We start from the raw sequence: 14686 nt of genomic DNA on the forward strand, positions 1-14686 counted from the left end.
AACACTTCACAAGGCGATCCTATGAGCGAAATCGAATTCCAGTCTCGAACGTCCGTTGAACAAGTCGAGGAAAGCACAGACTTCGCCCCCAAATTCGATAGCCATGGGTTGATGCCGTGCATCACTACGGATGCGCAGAGTGGTGAGGTGCTGATGCTGGGCTGGATGAATGACGAAGCCCTGAAGCTCACGATTGAAACTGGGGAAGCGCATTACTTCAGCCGCGCGCGCCAGGTGCTTTGGCACAAGGGCGCGACGTCAGATTTGGTGCAAAAGGTTGTTGAGGCGCGAATTGATGACGACCAAGATGCGGTCTGGCTCAAGGTAGAGGTCGCCGGGTCCGGCGCGTCCTGTCATGTTGGATATCGGTCCTGTTTCTACCGCGCTGTGCCAACAGCTGAAAACGCAGGGCAACCGCTTCAATTTGTGGAAAGCGACAAGACCTTTGATCCCATGAAGGTTTATGGTGATGTCCCGAACCCAACCCAACTCTGATCAAGCATGGATGGAACGCGCATTGGTCTTGGCGCGTGAGGTGCGAGGTCACGTTTGGCCTAACCCACCTGTGGGCTGCGTGATTGTAAAACACGGCGCAGTTGTTTCTGAGGCGGCCACACATCCCGGCGGCCGTCCCCATGCAGAGCGCAAGGCGATTGAGCAAGCCGGTCAAATGGCAGACGGAGCCACGCTCTTTGTGACGCTGGAGCCGTGCTGCCATTGGGGAAGAACGCCGCCGTGTACGGACGCGATCATCGGTGCAGGCATTGCGCGTGTGGTTTGCGCCGTTCAAGATCCCGATCCACGCGTAAATGGCGGCGGATTTGCGACGCTCCAGGAGGCTGGAATTGATGTTGTGGTTGGAGTTTGCAGTGCAGACGCTGAGGCAATGATGTCCGGCTTTTTCCATCGCGTTCATTTTGGCGTGCCAGAGTTGGTTGTTTCGTTGGAAAGCGGAGACGCGATCCCCGACGGGACAGACGCTGTTTTGGTATCAGGCGAGACTAAGGTGGTTCTCACAACCCGTTCCGGAACCATGGAGAGCGACCTCAAAAACCCGCATCATCTGCTCAGGTGGATGGGGAACCTTGGCCTCACCACGGTGGCAATCCCTAAACTCGATAGGTTTTGGCGCGAATTCCAAGCCCATGCGGAGGTCCCTGCGCGTAGTGATGCGGCGCAGATGGCAATGCCTCTCGGCGAAGTAGGCACCTAGCCATGCAGAAGGCACTCATGCACAAGGCCCAAGGCTTTTGGCACACACATCGGGTCAAGCGATTGGTGCGCGAGCAGTTGGGCGGAGGCGTTCAGTGTTTGGTGTCGGTGCGAGAGACGGTATGTACCGATCCGGGATGTGAGGGTCCGGCAACTGAAATTCGGATCGTTTCTCTGGGCTTTCGTGAGATCAGCGCGTTGATTCATAAGCAGGCCTCGGACATCAGACAAAACGACATTCTGACGATTTTTTGAGAACGCTTCCGGTGATGCCTCAAAGCTACAGCGACTTTGACCTCAGGCGCGCCTCTACCGAGGATGCAAAAGCGTGTTCCAAGATTGGTCTGGTCTTACCTGCTTGCGCTTTAGCCTAAATCCCAAGGCATGTTGCCTGCGTTCCGGGTTCTTTCTGATCGGACGGGGCCCAAGAAGAACGCGGATCTGGGCGTGTCTTCCGCCGCGAAAGCGCGGATGACACTATCTCGCGTCTCTAAACGTTCCAGCAGTGCTCGCAGATTTGGCAGCGACGTCACTGCGCCCCGTTCTAGCGGGTCGTGCCTTGGAGCGACCAACGACCAACGCACGCAGCCAGCCAAATAGAAATCACAAACGCTCAAGTTCGCGCCCAGTAACCATGGCCCACCAGTGTCTCTTATTTGGGCATCCAAGATCTCGTAGTGTGACCTCATACGCTTTTTGATGAATGGCCGCACGCTTTCGGCTCGGCTTTCACCAACGTATCGCTCTGTTTAGTATTGGATTTGGGCATCTGCATGCAGTGTGTTCGACAGGAAGTAGAGCGTTTTTAGGAACAAGGCTCGCTGAGCGCGGTCTGAAATAGCTGGAGAAAGTGCTCCCTCTTGCTCTGTCAAATACTGAAGGATCGCACCGGTTTCAGACAGGGTGACACCAGTGCTTTCGTCGGCAAGAACAGGAACCATCCCACGTGGATTTAGCTTTAGGAATTCAGGGCTTTGATGTGCACCTCGATGCATATCAACGACTTCATCTCGGTAAGCTGCGCCTATTTCCTCGAGAGCCATGCGGATGACATGGCTCGCGCAATCAGGAAAGGAAAACAGAACATAGCTCATAAATTTGGATAGCGTCTCGTGTGTTGTCCCGACGGCGGTTTCGTAAACCGGTTCAAAGGCGGCTAAGCAGCGGCGGCGACGCCTTTCTGCATCATCAAGCCAGCCAGTTCGTCGATATCCTCATGCGTCATCGGACATGCAGAGTTTTGCGCCATGCCGATATTCGCGTCGTTCTTCATTTCGACGGCCAATTCCGTTTTGGAAACACCGGCGCATTCCGCGGGCAACTCAGGCGCAATCCCGCACGCACGCATCAACGCCGACATCCGACCAGGCAGCGCGTCAGCCGTTTCCTCACCCGCCATTGCCCTAGAGGCCATTGCATAGTTCGACGCCCCCTCGGGCCGGGCAGTGAGCCATGGCAGGCTTGCTTCCAGCGCAAGGCCTGTCGCCAACCCGTGATGGATACGAACAATCGAGCCAAGGGCGTGGCTGATATTGTGACCTATATGCGTGTTGCAATTGTGCAAAGCCAGTCCGGCGACCAAGCTTGCCCAAAGAACACGACCCCGTGCTTCGAGATTAGAGCCGTCGTCCACGACCTTTGGAAGATCATCGGTCAAAATACGCAGCGCTTCGAGCCCGTAAAGCTGGCCAGCTGGGCTGGTGGTGCGAGACGTCGCGCCTTCAAGTGCGTGCGCGACGGCGTCAATTCCAGTCCATGCCGTAATGTGGGGCGGTAAACTGAGGGTCAACTGTGGGTCTAGTACTGCCTGAGAGAACATCAACTCCTCCCCCCAGAACCAGATCTTGGAACCATCTGCCCTTGAAATAACCGACGTTCGCGTAACCTCAGACCCGGTCCCTGCCGTGGTCGGAATAGCGATCGAAGGAATGGCGTTTCCCGGCAAAGGTTGCGCCGCCAGCGCAAAGGTTTCTGCGCGTTGGCCCGATCGCGCAATGGCTGCTGTAAGCTTGGCGGCGTCCATCGCGGCGCCCCCGCCCATTCCCACGATCACGGCTGCGTCTAGCGCACGCGCCTGCTCGCACAGATCGTTCACAAGCGCTTCTTTTGGCTCGCCCGAGACAGTCGCAGCAACCTCAAACGACTTTCCCTTTGAGCCAAGTACTTGAGCCAGTTGATCGGTGACGCCAAGGTCAGCAAGAACCGCATCCGCAATGACAAGTACCGGCCCTTGCCCCAAACGCGCCGCTATTTCTGGCACATTGGACATGCGCCCGTTGCCAAACGCGACCGGAGGAACATGCCCCATATTGAATTTCTGCATACTTCCCTCTTGTGAAAACTCTGGCGGGGCGAACTCACGCCTCATACTTGTGCTCAACACATCAGACGGCCTAGGCGGGATCAGTGCTGGAACCGACGTAATTTGTCCAAACCACGCAAGTCCGCAAAATACCAAGCCGGGCGGATCTGTTGTTAGACGGGCTCAGCGACCTTCAGCGAAGCGCCCTCGGCCATGGCTCCAAGCTTTGCATAAGCAATCTCGGGGTCTACCGCGCCGTACCCTGCAAAGGTTCCAAACCCGCAGTCGCTACAAGCAATTACACGATCTTCGCCAACGATATCAGTGAAACGGGCCAACCGATCCGCGACAAGCTCGGGGTGCTCGACGAAGTTAGTCGTCGTGTCGATAACACCTGGCAGTAGAACTTTGTCTTCCGGTATCTCGTCCTTGCGGGCGCGGAAAACCTTCCACTCGTGACCATGGCGCGGATTGGCATTCTCAAATGAGAGATACTTGGCGTCGATGGACATCAACGTGCTGAACACTTTGTCCATCGCAAGGTCCAACACATGCGGGCCTTCATAGTTCCCCCAACAGGCGTGTACGCGGACCTTTTCGCGTGGGACATCGCGCAACGCATGGTTCATCACCTCGACGTTCACCTTGGCAATCTTGATGAATTCATCATCGGAGAGCTCCGAGAAGAGCATCTGCCTGGAGAGAGCTAGGTCTGGGCAATCTAGTTGGACATCCAATCCTGCGGCCACAATCGTTTCGTATTCGGCCTTCAAGGCGTCGGCCAACGCTTCAAGATACGCCTCGCGAGACGGGTAATGTTGGTTGGGCAAAAACAATGCGACCACGCCAGGAGAAGCCGCATTCATGAACCCACGCTTAACGCCATGTTTCTCCATGGCAGCCTTGAGGTTTGCGATGTCCTTATTTAGGTCGTCATGCCCCATAGACATGATCTCACCTGTGCATTGCGGGCGAGAATAGGTGGCCGTACCACCGCTCTTTGAAAGCCGTTCCATATAGCTGGGGAAGAGCTTGAGATCTGCGGGCGCATTGCGCGGGCTGTCCCCGGAAAACCCTGTGTAACGATCTTTGACGTAGGTTGAGTACGAGATCTTCGAAGCTTCGCCGTCACTGACAATGTCGACGCCAGCCTCGACTTGGCGGCGCACGTTTTCATCGACCGCCTTGGTCATCGTCGCATCAAACTGCGCTTGGTCGTATGTTTCTCCGCGCTCTCTAGCGAACAAGAAATCCACGACTTCTTGAGTTCGTGGAAGTGACCCGACGTGCGTGGTGAGAAGTGGCATAGATTTGGTGCTTCCTTTTTACTTGAATTGGGCAAAGCGAATGACTGATACAGCCTCGAGCTTGGTCTGATTATTTCAATACGTAGATCGCTTTGCAAAGCACAATCGGTGAATTCTTTGAAGGCGTGTTTAGCATAGCAGTAAGAAAGGTGGTACAAGCGCATACGGACGCTGCGCGAGCGAAGGGCTAAAGTGCAAGGTCGGGTTTGTCTCGCATTGGCGCCGTTTAACCAAGTTGCGGCGATCGGCAGCTACGAGCCCAAAATGACCGATACGGCGCTACACCGCGATGACGGCCCCGAGCCCTTAGTTCCAAATGCTGCACGCGAAACGAATGTCCGCTTGCCAACGACTCTCGAAGGACTTCTGGCCTAACGCCGACCCAAAAGCCACACGAAGAACACTCCACCTATTAGCCCAGTGACGATGCCAATTGGCATATCCTCGGGTGCCATAATCGTCCGTGCAGCTATGTCTGCCCAGAGAAGGAAGATTGCGCCGATCAAAGCGGATGCTGGCAGTACTCGTGTATAGTCGCCCCCTACGATCATCCGCGCGATATGCGGGACCATCAATCCGACAAAGCCGATGATGCCGGAGAAAGCGACCATGACACCGGTGATTATTGCACCAACCACAAATACGAGCAGACGGAATCGAGCAACTGGGATGCCGAGCGTCGAAGCCGTTTCGTCACCGACCGTCATCGCGTTGAGTTCGGCGGTCCGGCTCATCAGCCATGCGCCGCACAAGATCAAGATCGACAGCGGATAGACCAAGTGGTCCCATTGCGCCAACCCCAGACCGCCCAACATCCAGAACACTACAATGTGCGATGCGTGAGGCTCGCCCAGGAATATCAGACCGTTCGCCCCCGCCATGATGATGAAGGAGACAGCGACCCCTGCGAGTACCAAGCGGTCAGCGCTTGCGGCGTCAGTGAGCCGAGATACCCCCAGTACAATGAAAGTCGCCACCAGCGCGCCAGCGAAGGCCAAAAGCGGTACAGTCAACAGTCCAAGGAAAAGTCCCGAATGCAAAAGGGCGAAGATCGCTCCGAACGCCCCTCCGGAAGAAATCCCGAGCAGGTGCGGATCTGCGAGTTGATTTCGTGTCACTGCTTGCAGGCTCGCACCAACGACAGCGAGACCAGCACCAACAAGGATGGCGAGCAATGCCCTCGGAAAGCGAATATCCCAGACAATAGCCTCACGACCCTTGCTCCAGGTCGGTTCAAAAAGACTAGGAGAGAGCTTGTTTGCCAGAACGCCCCACACAGTGCCAGTCGGAACAGAGACCGCTCCAACCGACACGGCGATGGAAAGAGAGGCAAGAAGGGCAACCAGCCCACCCACTGCGAGGACTACGTGCCGCCCCACCATAAAGCGACGCAGCCGGAGGGCGACAACGCTCATGGATCATTCAGCCCAGAATGCTTCGGCCAAGGTCTTGACCGCTTGGATGTTGCGCGGACCTGGTGTGGCCTCGACGTATTCAAGAGTGACGAAGCGTTCGTTCTTGACCGCTTCCATATCTGCGAAGGCCGGGTTTGACATCATGAACGCGCGCTTTTGTTCGGCGGTTACGTTGCCGTAGTTGACGATGACGATAATCTCCGGGTTCTGCTCCACCACTTCTTCCCAGGTGACGGTGCCCCAGCTTTTCTCAAAGCCGTTCATCACGTTTGTACCGCCCGCAGCTTCAATAAGGGCGGTTGGCATCGCGTAGAGACCTGCCGTGAAGGGCTTGTCTTCACCGCTGTCGTAGACAAAAACACGTGGCGGCTCTCCAGTTTCTAAGTCGCCTTTAAACGCTGCGAGTTCGGTCTTATACCCTTCGACCAATTCCTCAGCTTTTTCTTCCACGCCGAAGATTTTCCCGAGGTTTATTAGGTCGGCGTACATGTCGTCCATGCTTGCGCGACCTTTCTCCATGATATGGGTGCAACTCTCAGTCAGCTCATAGACCTGAACGCCAAAGGGCTCCAAGGTCTCTGGTGTGACGTCCCCGCCGACCTTCATCCCGTAGTTCCAGCCCGCAAAGAAAAAGTCTGCGTCAGCTCCGACGATGACTTCTTTGGACGGGTATTTGGCCGAGAGTTCGGGCAGCTCTTCCACACCCGCTCGCATCTCTTCGTCGAGCGTTTTCCAGCCAGAGATGCCCGTATAGCCGACCATCCGATCATCCAGTCCAAGCACCAACATCATCTCGGTTAGGTTTACGTCATTTGATATCGCCCGCTCAGGCGGCGTCTCGAATGTCACGCTGCGATTGCAGCTTTGAACAGTTGTTTCAGCGAAGGCGAGACCTGCTGTCAGGCTGAGTGCAACGGCTCCGAGCGCGATGTTTTTCATCTCGTGATTCCTTAGTCCTAAAGGTGGAATGTCATGTGTTTGGTATTGCTGGGCGCGAGGTGTTCCTGCCGGGCTGTGACGCAGAAAGCGCCAGAGAGCGTATCTTCTGTGAAGACGGTATCTGGTGGTCCAAAGCCAAGTGGATGTCCCCCTTGCAACAGCAGTACGTCGTCGCACACCTCGGCGGCCATATTCAGATCATGCAGAGATGTGACGATGGTGAGAGGCAGGCCTTTGATTAGCGCCAGGATTTCCAGCTGATGGCGGATATCCAAGTGATTGGTCGGTTCATCCAAGATGAGGAGCTTCGGTTGTTGCGCCAAGGCGCGCGCGACCATAACCCGCTGCCGTTCGCCGCCCGACAATGTTCCGAGATGCCGTTCTGCGAACCCGCCAAGGTCCAGCTGATCCAAGGCGTTTACCACGACCTCCGCATCATTTTGACCAGAGGTACCACCAAACCCTTTGCGGTGTGGTGTGCGGCCGAGAGCGACGATCTCTCCGACAGTCAGCGCAAAGTCCGTTGGCTGCTCTTGCAAAACAGCCGCAACCTTTTGTGCCACCTCTTTTGCCGATGCTGACCAGATATCGGTGTGATCAATTTCAACGCAGCCGGTCACTGGCCTGTTGTAGCGATAGAGCAATCTCAGAAGCGTTGATTTCCCTGCGCCATTAGGGCCGACGACGCCAAGCACGCGTCCGGGTGCGAGGTCGAAACTAACCGGATGAAGTATTATCTTATTGCTTTTGGCAGCCCGCCAACTCGCTTTCTTTACCGAGAGATGCGCTGCCGCCGTTTCCCTTACTTGCTGAGAGCTGAACCGGTCGAGGGCGTCAACTGTATCCTTCATGTCTCAACCAATTCCAGATCGTGTATGAGGGACAATTGGCTGCCAACGGGCGGGAGCCGACCGAGAATGCTCGATTGAAGTTCTTCAGGGCGTTCCTTGCGTTCGAGAAAACCCTCGGGCGCATCGGAATACAGGGACACAAGATCGAAAAGCGCCTCAACATGTCTTTCGTTGTTGGGGTCGAGATCACCAAATACGTAAGTGAACCGCTGCTCACCTGTCAGCGATACGATGCAAGGTCGCTTGCACTGGCTCATGCAGTGCACGCCGCGAAGTTGCATCTCCGGCCAGCCACGCTCCTTCCGTTTTACCGCAATGCGTCTTGCCAAGCGCGCGCCGCCCCGTGTGCCATTTACACTCTCACGGCCGTCGCGACACGTCATGCAGATCGACAAAACCGGATTCGCTGTACTCACGTCCCAAATGCCTCCCAGAATGTAACGTTGCAACATTGCGTCTAGTAACTGTGCTTGTTACGTTTCGTCAAGGGCAAGAATTTTGGGAGGCTATGCTATGGATAATTGCTCAAAGCGCATCACTCATGCGGATCGTGTGTTCAAGTATCTGCGGTCGCAGGATCGCCCGGTATCTGCCTACGACATTCTGGAAGGGCTCCGAGACGACGGCGTGACAGCTTCAACAACGGTTTATCGTGCTTTGGAGAAGCTCCTGGAAGCAGGGAAAGTCCACCGCATCGAGTCGCTCAATGCATGGACTGTTTGCTGTGGCGGACACGATGGAAAGACACCGGTTTTTGCCATCTGCGATGACTGCGGAACCGTAGCCGAGTATGTCGATGACGACTTCGCAGACAGCATCGCAGGTCTATCTAAGCGAACAGGTTTCGCACCCAATCATTCAGTTTTGGAACTCCACGGCCGCTGCAGCGACTGCGGCGCAACCGTATCACCTCATTGAAAGGACACCCCATGGACCAAGCTGCTCAGGTTCCCGTCACCGTTCTCACAGGCTTCCTTGGAGCCGGAAAGACCACGCTCCTCAACCGTATTTTGACGGAACGGCACGGCAAGAAGTACGCCGTGATCGTGAATGAATTTGGCGAGGAAGGCATCGACAACGATCTTGTGGTGGATGCCGACGAAGAAGTCTTCGAGATGAACAATGGATGCATTTGCTGCACGGTGCGTGGGGACCTCATCCGTATTTTGGGCGGCCTCATGAAGCGGGCAGACAAGTTCGATGCGATCATCGTTGAAACGACCGGTCTGGCTGATCCGGCTCCAGTTGCACAGACCTTCTTCGTTGATCAGGACGTTGCCGACCGTACAAAGCTCGATGCAATAGTGACCGTCGCAGATGCAGTCCACCTCAGCGATCAACTGGGCGAGCACCACGAGGCTGAAGAACAGATCGCGTTCGCGGACATCGTGCTTTTAAACAAGACAGACCTTGTTGAAGCTGAGGGCTTGGGCCGCGTCGAATACCGTATCCGCAAGATCAACCCCTACGCCAAGATTATCCGTACAGAGCATTGCGGCGCTGATCTGGAAGAGGTGATCGGGCTCAACGCCTTTAGTCTTGAGCGCGTTCTGGAGGTCGAACCGGACTTCCTTACATCAGATCACGACCATGAGCACGACGACGATGTAAAAAGCATCTCGCTGACATCAGACGTGCCGCTTGATCTCGAAAAGTTTCAGACGTGGTTCGGGCAGCTTCTACAGACGCGCGGGCAAGACATTCTGCGTTCCAAGGGTATCCTAGAATTCAAAGGAGAGGATGATCGCTTTGTGTTCCAGGGCGTACACATGCTGATGGATGGCTCGCCCATGGGTGCCTGGCCAGAAGGGGCACGTCAGTCGCGCATCGTCTTTATCGGCCGCGACCTTGATACCATGAGCCTTGAGGAAGGCTTCAACGCGTGTCAAGCAGCATGATGGCTGAAGCCGTTCGAACCAACCCAAGACGCGATGGCTTCGCTTCTACGCAATTAGAGCGGGAAGGTCTGAGCCTCGACATTGGTGCGCCTGTAACCGGCGCGGTTGTCATGGGTTCGTGCATCGCGGCTGGATTGGGTGACGGTACAATACTCATCTTCGAACCGGAGAGCCCACCCAAGGTAGTAGAAGCGCATCACGGTGCTGTCCTGTGCATCACCGCTGATCCAAAGACAGCCTCCATCTTCACCGGCGGCGATGATGGGCGGTTCCTTCGAACTACATTGGACGGCACAGTCAACGAAATAGCGAGCTTTGGGGGCCGTTGGGTGGACTGCGTGGCGGCAGGACCGAAATTGATTGCTTGCTCTTCGGGCAAGACTGCAACGGTTTGGACCGAAGGCGAGACACAACCTCGTTCCTTCGAACATCCAAGTACCGTCGGCGGATTGGCTTTCGATCCTAAAGGGCGTCGTTTGGCCGTTGGCCACTATGGAGGTGCCACGGTTTGGGAAAGGGGCAGTCGTCGCTGGAAATCGACCAGTCTCAAATGGAAGGGTTCACATGGGGCGGTGACTTTTAGCCCCGATGGAAAATGCGTTGTCACTTCAATGCAAGAGAATGCGATGCACGGATGGCGTTTGCGCGACAAGGCTGACATGCGGATGTCCGGGTATCCGGCGAAGGTGAAAGACTTCATATGGATGGGTAGCGCCCCGTTCTTGGCGACTTCTGGCGCAGACGAAGCAGTCTGTTGGCCGTTCGACGGCAAAGATGGTCCAATGGGCCGTTCGCCAGCAACTTGTTGCTATGGAGGTAAGCAAGTCTGCACCGCTGTCGCCGGGATGCTAGGCCATGATGCGCTACTCGCAGGTTTTGCCGACGGGGCGGTGTTGGCCGGTCGGGCATCTGAAGACGCCGAAGACTTTGTTGTGAAGGGGTCCAGCGGCTCTCCCATTGCGGCGCTCGCCATTACTTCGGACGCGTGGCTTTTTGTCGGCGAGGAGTCTGGCCGTATTCTCTGGGTGCGCCTTGGCGGGGGCGAAAAATGAAGAACATGTTTGCGCCGCGCGGACGTTCGTCAGGGCGTGCTGCCGAAATCAAAGTCTGGGTAAGTGAACATCTCGGCCTGGGTGAAAACGACCTTGTGTCTGTAGCAGAACTCACATGTCACGAGCCGTGCTGCCCACCGGTTGAAACCGTCGTGACTGTGCATCGCGATGACGGTGACCGAGGGTCTTGGAAAGTCCACAAGCCCATGTCGGAAGTCTGCGAACCTGACATAATCGACGCTTTATTTAGTGCGAAAGCCTAGTTTCAATCATTTGGTTCAAACTAATTCGGCCGGAAAATTCGACGGCAGCGATCAAAGAGAACAGGCCATACTAAACCGGACTCGCCACGTTTGTTGATCTACCACTTTCAAACAATAAGTTCAGTTCCATGAAAAAGCGGAAAAGCCCCTGCATCGATGTTTGTGAGTTTACAGGCCCTAGTGGCTGGTGTGTTGGCTGCGGTCGCACGCGGGAGGAATGCGCAAAATGGAAGAAATTGAAGCCCTACGAAGCGAAGATCATTGAGAAGGAACTCATTCGTCGCATGTCGAAGATAACCCAAAGCACCGCCTAAGGCGATCTATCGCGATTGGAGTGGGTTCGGAATGTCTCCTTCTGAGGTGTAAGCGGACCTTCCGCAGCTTGAATGCAATGGCAGCAATGTCCCGTCCTTTCCCGTTCGATGACAATTGGCGGCTGCACCTGCGGCGAAGGGCGGCTTTTCCAAGTGCGCGTGCGGCACGAAACCTGTGCAAAGCCCTAAAATCCGACGATTTTGCAAATTCTGCTTTCTGCGCATTGCCGACATTGGGACATCGCGCAGCATCGGCCAAAGTGGGCTTATTCCGTTGAAAAACTCTTCCTTGATCGGCTCCCAATTCGCTGATTCAATTCCTTTAGGGATTGGGGGATTTTGCGATGATGGGACCGAAGCAGGAAGCGCAGGCGGCATTGTTCTACGAGTTCTCGCTGGAAGACCATGTCCCGCAAGACCACCTGCTGCGCTCGATAGATCGGTTTGTCGATCTTAGCGATATCCGCCTTTATCTTGCAGACTTTTATAGTCACACGGGTCGTCCTTCGGTCGATCCGGAGCTACTGATCCGCATGCTTTTGGTGGGCTATTGTTTTGGCATTCGGTCTGAACGGCGGCTCTGTGAAGAAGTACATTTGAACCTTGCGTATCGCTGGTTTTGCCGCCTTGACCTGTCCACTCCGGTCCCCAACCATTCGACGTTCTCCAAGAACCGGCATGGTCGGTTCCGTGAGAGCGAGCTGTTGCGCCATCTGTTCGAGACAACTGTCGCCCGCTGCATCACGGAAGGTCTCGTAAGTGGTCAGCGCCTGGTCATTGATGCCAGTCTGATAGAGGCGGATGCCAACAAGCAGAACTCAACGCCTAAGGAAGATTGGAACGCATCAAACGTCGATCCGACTGATGCGCCCCGTGCTGTGCGGGAATATCTCGACACACTGGATCAAGCTGCCTTCGGTGCCGCGAGCAAGGTACAACCGAAGTTCACATCCCATTCTGATCCAGCAAGTCAGTGGACAGCCGCCCGTAAAGGACCCGCTTTCTTTAGCTATTCCGACAACTACCTGATCGACACGGATCACGGTGTGATTGTGGATGTCGAGGCCACCCGCTCAATCCGGCAGGCTGAGGTCGGATCAACAAAAACGATGCTGAAGCGAGTGAAAGCCAAGTTTGACCTGCATCCTGAACGTCTGATCGCGGACACAGCCTACGGCACCGCACCGATGCTGGGCTGGTTGGTCGACCGCAAGATAGCCCCGCATATTCCTGTGTTCGACAAGTCAGGGCGCAACGATGGCACCTGGACCCGCGCCGACTTCGAGTGGGATGCTGAAAACAATCAATACATCTGCCCGGAGGGCCACGCTCTGAAGCAGTTCCGACGAAATTATTCGGACCCGACCCGTGGCCCGACCGGAAAGGGCACCGCACGATATCGCGCATTGAAGCTGACCTGCCAAGCATGCCCATCTAAAGCGAAATGCTGTCCGAATGCAGACGCGCGCAAGATTACGCGCGAGGAACACGAGGACGCCCGCCAGGTTGCCCGCGATATCGCCAAGACCCCACAATACGACATCTCGATGAAGCTCAGAAAGAAAGTGGAAATGCTCTTCGCGCACCTCAAACGCATACTCGGGCTGGGGCGGCTGCGATTACGAGGTCCATGCGGCGCAAACGACGAATTCCTCCTCGCCGCCACCGCCCAAAACCTCAGAAAACTGGCCAAAATCTTTCCTGCACCGCAGAAAGCGCGAAAAGCCTGACCAGAAAGGCACTCGCGCGCAGACCAAAGCACCGATTTCTGCGGCAGCAATACGTTGTTTTTCAACAGAATCGGCGGAAACCGGACTTTCGCTGCGCTCGGCGTCAATTGCAGCAACACAAAAAACGGGCTTTAAAAAGTTTTGCTTTGGCCCAAAGCGGACCACTCTGCTCGCCGAAGCGCAGTTCAGATAACTGAACGTTGTTGATCAGACGAGCCTCCTACACGTAAAAAAAAATTTCCGATGGACATCGCGCATTAGTTGATAGGTTCTGTTGGCGCATCCTGGTGTAGTCATTTTGCTTGAAACAAGGGGTTCAATTGATACGAGATATCAAAGGGCCTTCAGGTTCTTTTCACTAAGCTCTCGCTGAGACGTAAAAGATCAGTCTGCTATGGGCGCTTCAACCGCCAAACGAGCCACTTCGAGACCCAAATCCACTGCGGGATGCTACTGTTGTGCGAGTTTGGATTCTTGGCGGTGCTATTACAACTTTGGGATTGTAGCGGGCGATGTTTGTCCGCGTGGTGCCGTAGCGTCCATTGTCCATATAGCGCACAAACCCACCGCCGGTTGTGTAGTACCGTCGACGATCCTTTTCACGATACACCGGACGCACAAGATTGGAGACAACCTGACCCGCAATTGCTCCAGTTACGAGGTACCCCAGTGGCGACGGGGAGTAGTAGACAGGGGATGCGGACGACACTGCGGAGCATTCCGACCGGCCGTGCTCTGATTCACAGAGGCTCATCGAATTATATCTGGGTGCGGTTGCATCATGGATGCGCAGACCTTCGGTCAATAGTGGCGCACAATCGAGATCCGGCACAAACTCCGAGGACACGCATTCCGCCTCAGATTTGTACAGTTCACCTTCGGTATCTACCTCTTCTTCACAAGCCGCCAGAGCCAACGTTGCCGAAGCCATTGTCAATAATTTCACCGAGCGAGAGCGTTTCATGGCTAAATTCTCTTTGTTTTCAATCAGTAGGTCATGCAGGCTGCGTTGAGCAATCCAACAGTGACAGAAAGACCAGCCAACTTGATGCTGACAGCGATTTCACCTTTGCTTATCCGCTCCGAAACCAAGGGATAGAAACGTCGGAAAACCAGAAACACCAAAAGCTGAGCCATGCCAGCGACGAGCCCCCACACAATGAAGTCCACCAAATTGACAGAGTTTGCCGCTGCGCTGGCCAATGGAATTGAGAAGCCCACAAAGGCGGCGCTCAGCACCACAGATGCAGCGGCATTGTTGTCTTTGATAAGGGCAATCTCGTCGTTGGGTGTGAGCCGCATGTAGATGGACATAAAGAGCATCAGAAGGAACAGAGCAGTCCCAAAATACATCAAGAAAGGCACAAGACCTGAAAGTGTTGCAATGATTATTGTCATCTCGG

At 55.2% G+C, this 14686-nt stretch carries 18 protein-coding genes; 8 read left to right on the forward strand and 10 right to left on the reverse strand.

The window, feature by feature from the left end:
• Positions 1–21: 21 nt before the first annotated feature.
• From hisI to MK208_RS19600, 3 genes are read left to right on the forward strand one after another with little or no spacing between them, the layout of a single operon-like run.
• Entirely contained in the window at positions 22–495 is a 474-nt protein-coding gene (gene hisI, locus MK208_RS19590; RefSeq protein ID WP_294119331.1) for a phosphoribosyl-AMP cyclohydrolase, read from the forward strand.
• A gap of 10 nt (positions 496–505) precedes the next feature.
• A complete protein-coding gene (gene ribD / locus MK208_RS19595; RefSeq protein WP_294119332.1) occupies positions 506–1213 on the forward strand; it encodes a bifunctional diaminohydroxyphosphoribosylaminopyrimidine deaminase/5-amino-6-(5-phosphoribosylamino)uracil reductase RibD in 708 nt (235 codons plus the stop codon).
• A 2-nt stretch (positions 1214–1215) separates the two neighbouring features.
• Positions 1216–1467 (forward strand): hypothetical protein, encoded by a 252-nt coding sequence (locus MK208_RS19600; RefSeq protein WP_294119335.1) that lies wholly within the window; start codon positions 1216–1218, stop codon positions 1465–1467.
• A 110-nt stretch (positions 1468–1577) separates the two neighbouring features.
• On the opposite strand, the gene MK208_RS21115 is transcribed toward MK208_RS19600, so the two are convergent.
• From MK208_RS21115 to MK208_RS19635, 8 genes are all read right to left on the reverse strand, one after another.
• Complete coding sequence (locus MK208_RS21115; RefSeq protein ID WP_366011450.1) at positions 1578–1925, reverse strand: glutathione S-transferase family protein; 348 nt, start codon at positions 1923–1925, stop codon at positions 1578–1580.
• A 36-nt stretch (positions 1926–1961) separates the two neighbouring features.
• Complete coding sequence (locus tag MK208_RS19605) at positions 1962–2306, reverse strand: glutathione S-transferase N-terminal domain-containing protein (RefSeq protein WP_294119337.1); 345 nt, start codon at positions 2304–2306, stop codon at positions 1962–1964.
• Between the two features lie 62 nt (positions 2307–2368).
• Positions 2369–3535 (reverse strand): iron-containing alcohol dehydrogenase, encoded by a 1167-nt coding sequence (locus MK208_RS19610; protein WP_294119339.1) that lies wholly within the window; start codon positions 3533–3535, stop codon positions 2369–2371.
• A 152-nt stretch (positions 3536–3687) separates the two neighbouring features.
• Positions 3688–4821 carry a cobalamin-independent methionine synthase II family protein gene (locus tag MK208_RS19615; protein WP_294119340.1) on the reverse strand — a complete coding sequence of 378 codons (1134 nt, stop codon included), beginning with the start codon at positions 4819–4821 and terminating at the stop codon, positions 3688–3690.
• Between the two features lie 371 nt (positions 4822–5192).
• Positions 5193–6236, reverse strand: a complete 1044-nt coding sequence (locus MK208_RS19620) for an iron ABC transporter permease (RefSeq protein WP_294119341.1) — start codon at positions 6234–6236, stop codon at positions 5193–5195.
• Between the two features lie 3 nt (positions 6237–6239).
• Positions 6240–7175, reverse strand: coding sequence for an ABC transporter substrate-binding protein (locus MK208_RS19625; RefSeq protein ID WP_294119343.1), 936 nt, complete (start codon positions 7173–7175; stop codon positions 6240–6242).
• A 17-nt stretch (positions 7176–7192) separates the two neighbouring features.
• A complete protein-coding gene (locus MK208_RS19630; protein WP_294119345.1) occupies positions 7193–8026 on the reverse strand; it encodes an ABC transporter ATP-binding protein in 834 nt (277 codons plus the stop codon).
• On the reverse strand, positions 8023–8478 hold the full coding sequence (locus MK208_RS19635; RefSeq protein WP_294119346.1) for a DUF1636 domain-containing protein: 456 nt from the start codon (positions 8476–8478) through the stop codon (positions 8023–8025). Before MK208_RS19635 ends, MK208_RS19630 begins: the two co-directional genes overlap by 4 nt.
• Positions 8479–8539: 61 nt before the next feature.
• On the opposite strand from MK208_RS19635, the gene MK208_RS19640 reads away from it, so the two are divergent.
• The 5 genes from MK208_RS19640 to MK208_RS19660 all read left to right on the forward strand — a co-directional run bounded on the left by MK208_RS19640 (position 8540) and on the right by MK208_RS19660 (position 13283).
• Positions 8540–8944: a Fur family transcriptional regulator gene (locus MK208_RS19640; RefSeq protein WP_294119348.1), complete on the forward strand. Its 405-nt coding sequence runs from the start codon at positions 8540–8542 to the stop codon at positions 8942–8944.
• An 11-nt stretch (positions 8945–8955) separates the two neighbouring features.
• The gene (locus MK208_RS19645) at positions 8956–9924 is read left to right on the forward strand and encodes a GTP-binding protein (protein WP_294119350.1); all 969 of its coding nucleotides are present in this window, start codon (positions 8956–8958) and stop codon (positions 9922–9924) included.
• Complete coding sequence (locus tag MK208_RS19650; protein WP_294119351.1) at positions 9924–10976, forward strand: WD40 repeat domain-containing protein; 1053 nt, start codon at positions 9924–9926, stop codon at positions 10974–10976. The genes MK208_RS19645 and MK208_RS19650 overlap by 1 nt, the downstream gene beginning before the upstream one ends.
• A gap of 391 nt (positions 10977–11367) precedes the next feature.
• Positions 11368–11553, forward strand: coding sequence for a DUF1289 domain-containing protein (locus MK208_RS19655; protein WP_294119353.1), 186 nt, complete (start codon positions 11368–11370; stop codon positions 11551–11553).
• 344 nt (positions 11554–11897) lie between these two features.
• Positions 11898–13283, forward strand: coding sequence for an IS1182 family transposase (locus tag MK208_RS19660; protein WP_294119355.1), 1386 nt, complete (start codon positions 11898–11900; stop codon positions 13281–13283).
• 403 nt (positions 13284–13686) lie between these two features.
• Here MK208_RS19660 and MK208_RS19665 read toward each other — a convergent pair whose 3' ends face one another.
• Together MK208_RS19665 and MK208_RS19670 are read right to left on the reverse strand one after the other, a co-directional pair.
• Positions 13687–14247: a DUF1190 domain-containing protein gene (locus MK208_RS19665; RefSeq protein ID WP_294119356.1), complete on the reverse strand. Its 561-nt coding sequence runs from the start codon at positions 14245–14247 to the stop codon at positions 13687–13689.
• Between the two features lie 23 nt (positions 14248–14270).
• Positions 14271–14681 (reverse strand): DUF350 domain-containing protein, encoded by a 411-nt coding sequence (locus MK208_RS19670; protein WP_294119357.1) that lies wholly within the window; start codon positions 14679–14681, stop codon positions 14271–14273.
• Positions 14682–14686 lie beyond the last annotated feature (5 nt).

Source organism: Shimia sp., from assembly GCF_022448905.1.
Lineage (GTDB): Bacteria > Pseudomonadota > Alphaproteobacteria > Rhodobacterales > Rhodobacteraceae > Shimia.

Coding starts and splice junctions, on each gene's coding strand:
- hisI (WP_294119331.1), top strand. CDS start 22: ATGAGCGAAATCGAATTCCAGTCTCGAACGTCCGTTGAACAAGTCGAG.
- ribD (WP_294119332.1), top strand. CDS start 506: ATGGAACGCGCATTGGTCTTGGCGCGTGAGGTGCGAGGTCACGTTTGG.
- MK208_RS19600 (WP_294119335.1), top strand. CDS start 1,216: ATGCAGAAGGCACTCATGCACAAGGCCCAAGGCTTTTGGCACACACAT.
- MK208_RS19605 (WP_294119337.1), bottom strand. CDS start 2,306: ATGAGCTATGTTCTGTTTTCCTTTCCTGATTGCGCGAGCCATGTCATC.
- MK208_RS19610 (WP_294119339.1), bottom strand. CDS start 3,535: ATGCAGAAATTCAATATGGGGCATGTTCCTCCGGTCGCGTTTGGCAAC.
- MK208_RS19615 (WP_294119340.1), bottom strand. CDS start 4,821: ATGCCACTTCTCACCACGCACGTCGGGTCACTTCCACGAACTCAAGAA.
- MK208_RS19620 (WP_294119341.1), bottom strand. CDS start 6,236: ATGAGCGTTGTCGCCCTCCGGCTGCGTCGCTTTATGGTGGGGCGGCAC.
- MK208_RS19625 (WP_294119343.1), bottom strand. CDS start 7,175: ATGAAAAACATCGCGCTCGGAGCCGTTGCACTCAGCCTGACAGCAGGT.
- MK208_RS19630 (WP_294119345.1), bottom strand. CDS start 8,026: ATGAAGGATACAGTTGACGCCCTCGACCGGTTCAGCTCTCAGCAAGTA.
- MK208_RS19635 (WP_294119346.1), bottom strand. CDS start 8,478: ATGTTGCAACGTTACATTCTGGGAGGCATTTGGGACGTGAGTACAGCG.
- MK208_RS19640 (WP_294119348.1), top strand. CDS start 8,540: ATGGATAATTGCTCAAAGCGCATCACTCATGCGGATCGTGTGTTCAAG.
- MK208_RS19645 (WP_294119350.1), top strand. CDS start 8,956: ATGGACCAAGCTGCTCAGGTTCCCGTCACCGTTCTCACAGGCTTCCTT.
- MK208_RS19650 (WP_294119351.1), top strand. CDS start 9,924: ATGGCTGAAGCCGTTCGAACCAACCCAAGACGCGATGGCTTCGCTTCT.
- MK208_RS19655 (WP_294119353.1), top strand. CDS start 11,368: ATGAAAAAGCGGAAAAGCCCCTGCATCGATGTTTGTGAGTTTACAGGC.
- MK208_RS19660 (WP_294119355.1), top strand. CDS start 11,898: ATGATGGGACCGAAGCAGGAAGCGCAGGCGGCATTGTTCTACGAGTTC.
- MK208_RS19665 (WP_294119356.1), bottom strand. CDS start 14,247: ATGAAACGCTCTCGCTCGGTGAAATTATTGACAATGGCTTCGGCAACG.
- MK208_RS19670 (WP_294119357.1), bottom strand. CDS start 14,681: ATGACAATAATCATTGCAACACTTTCAGGTCTTGTGCCTTTCTTGATG.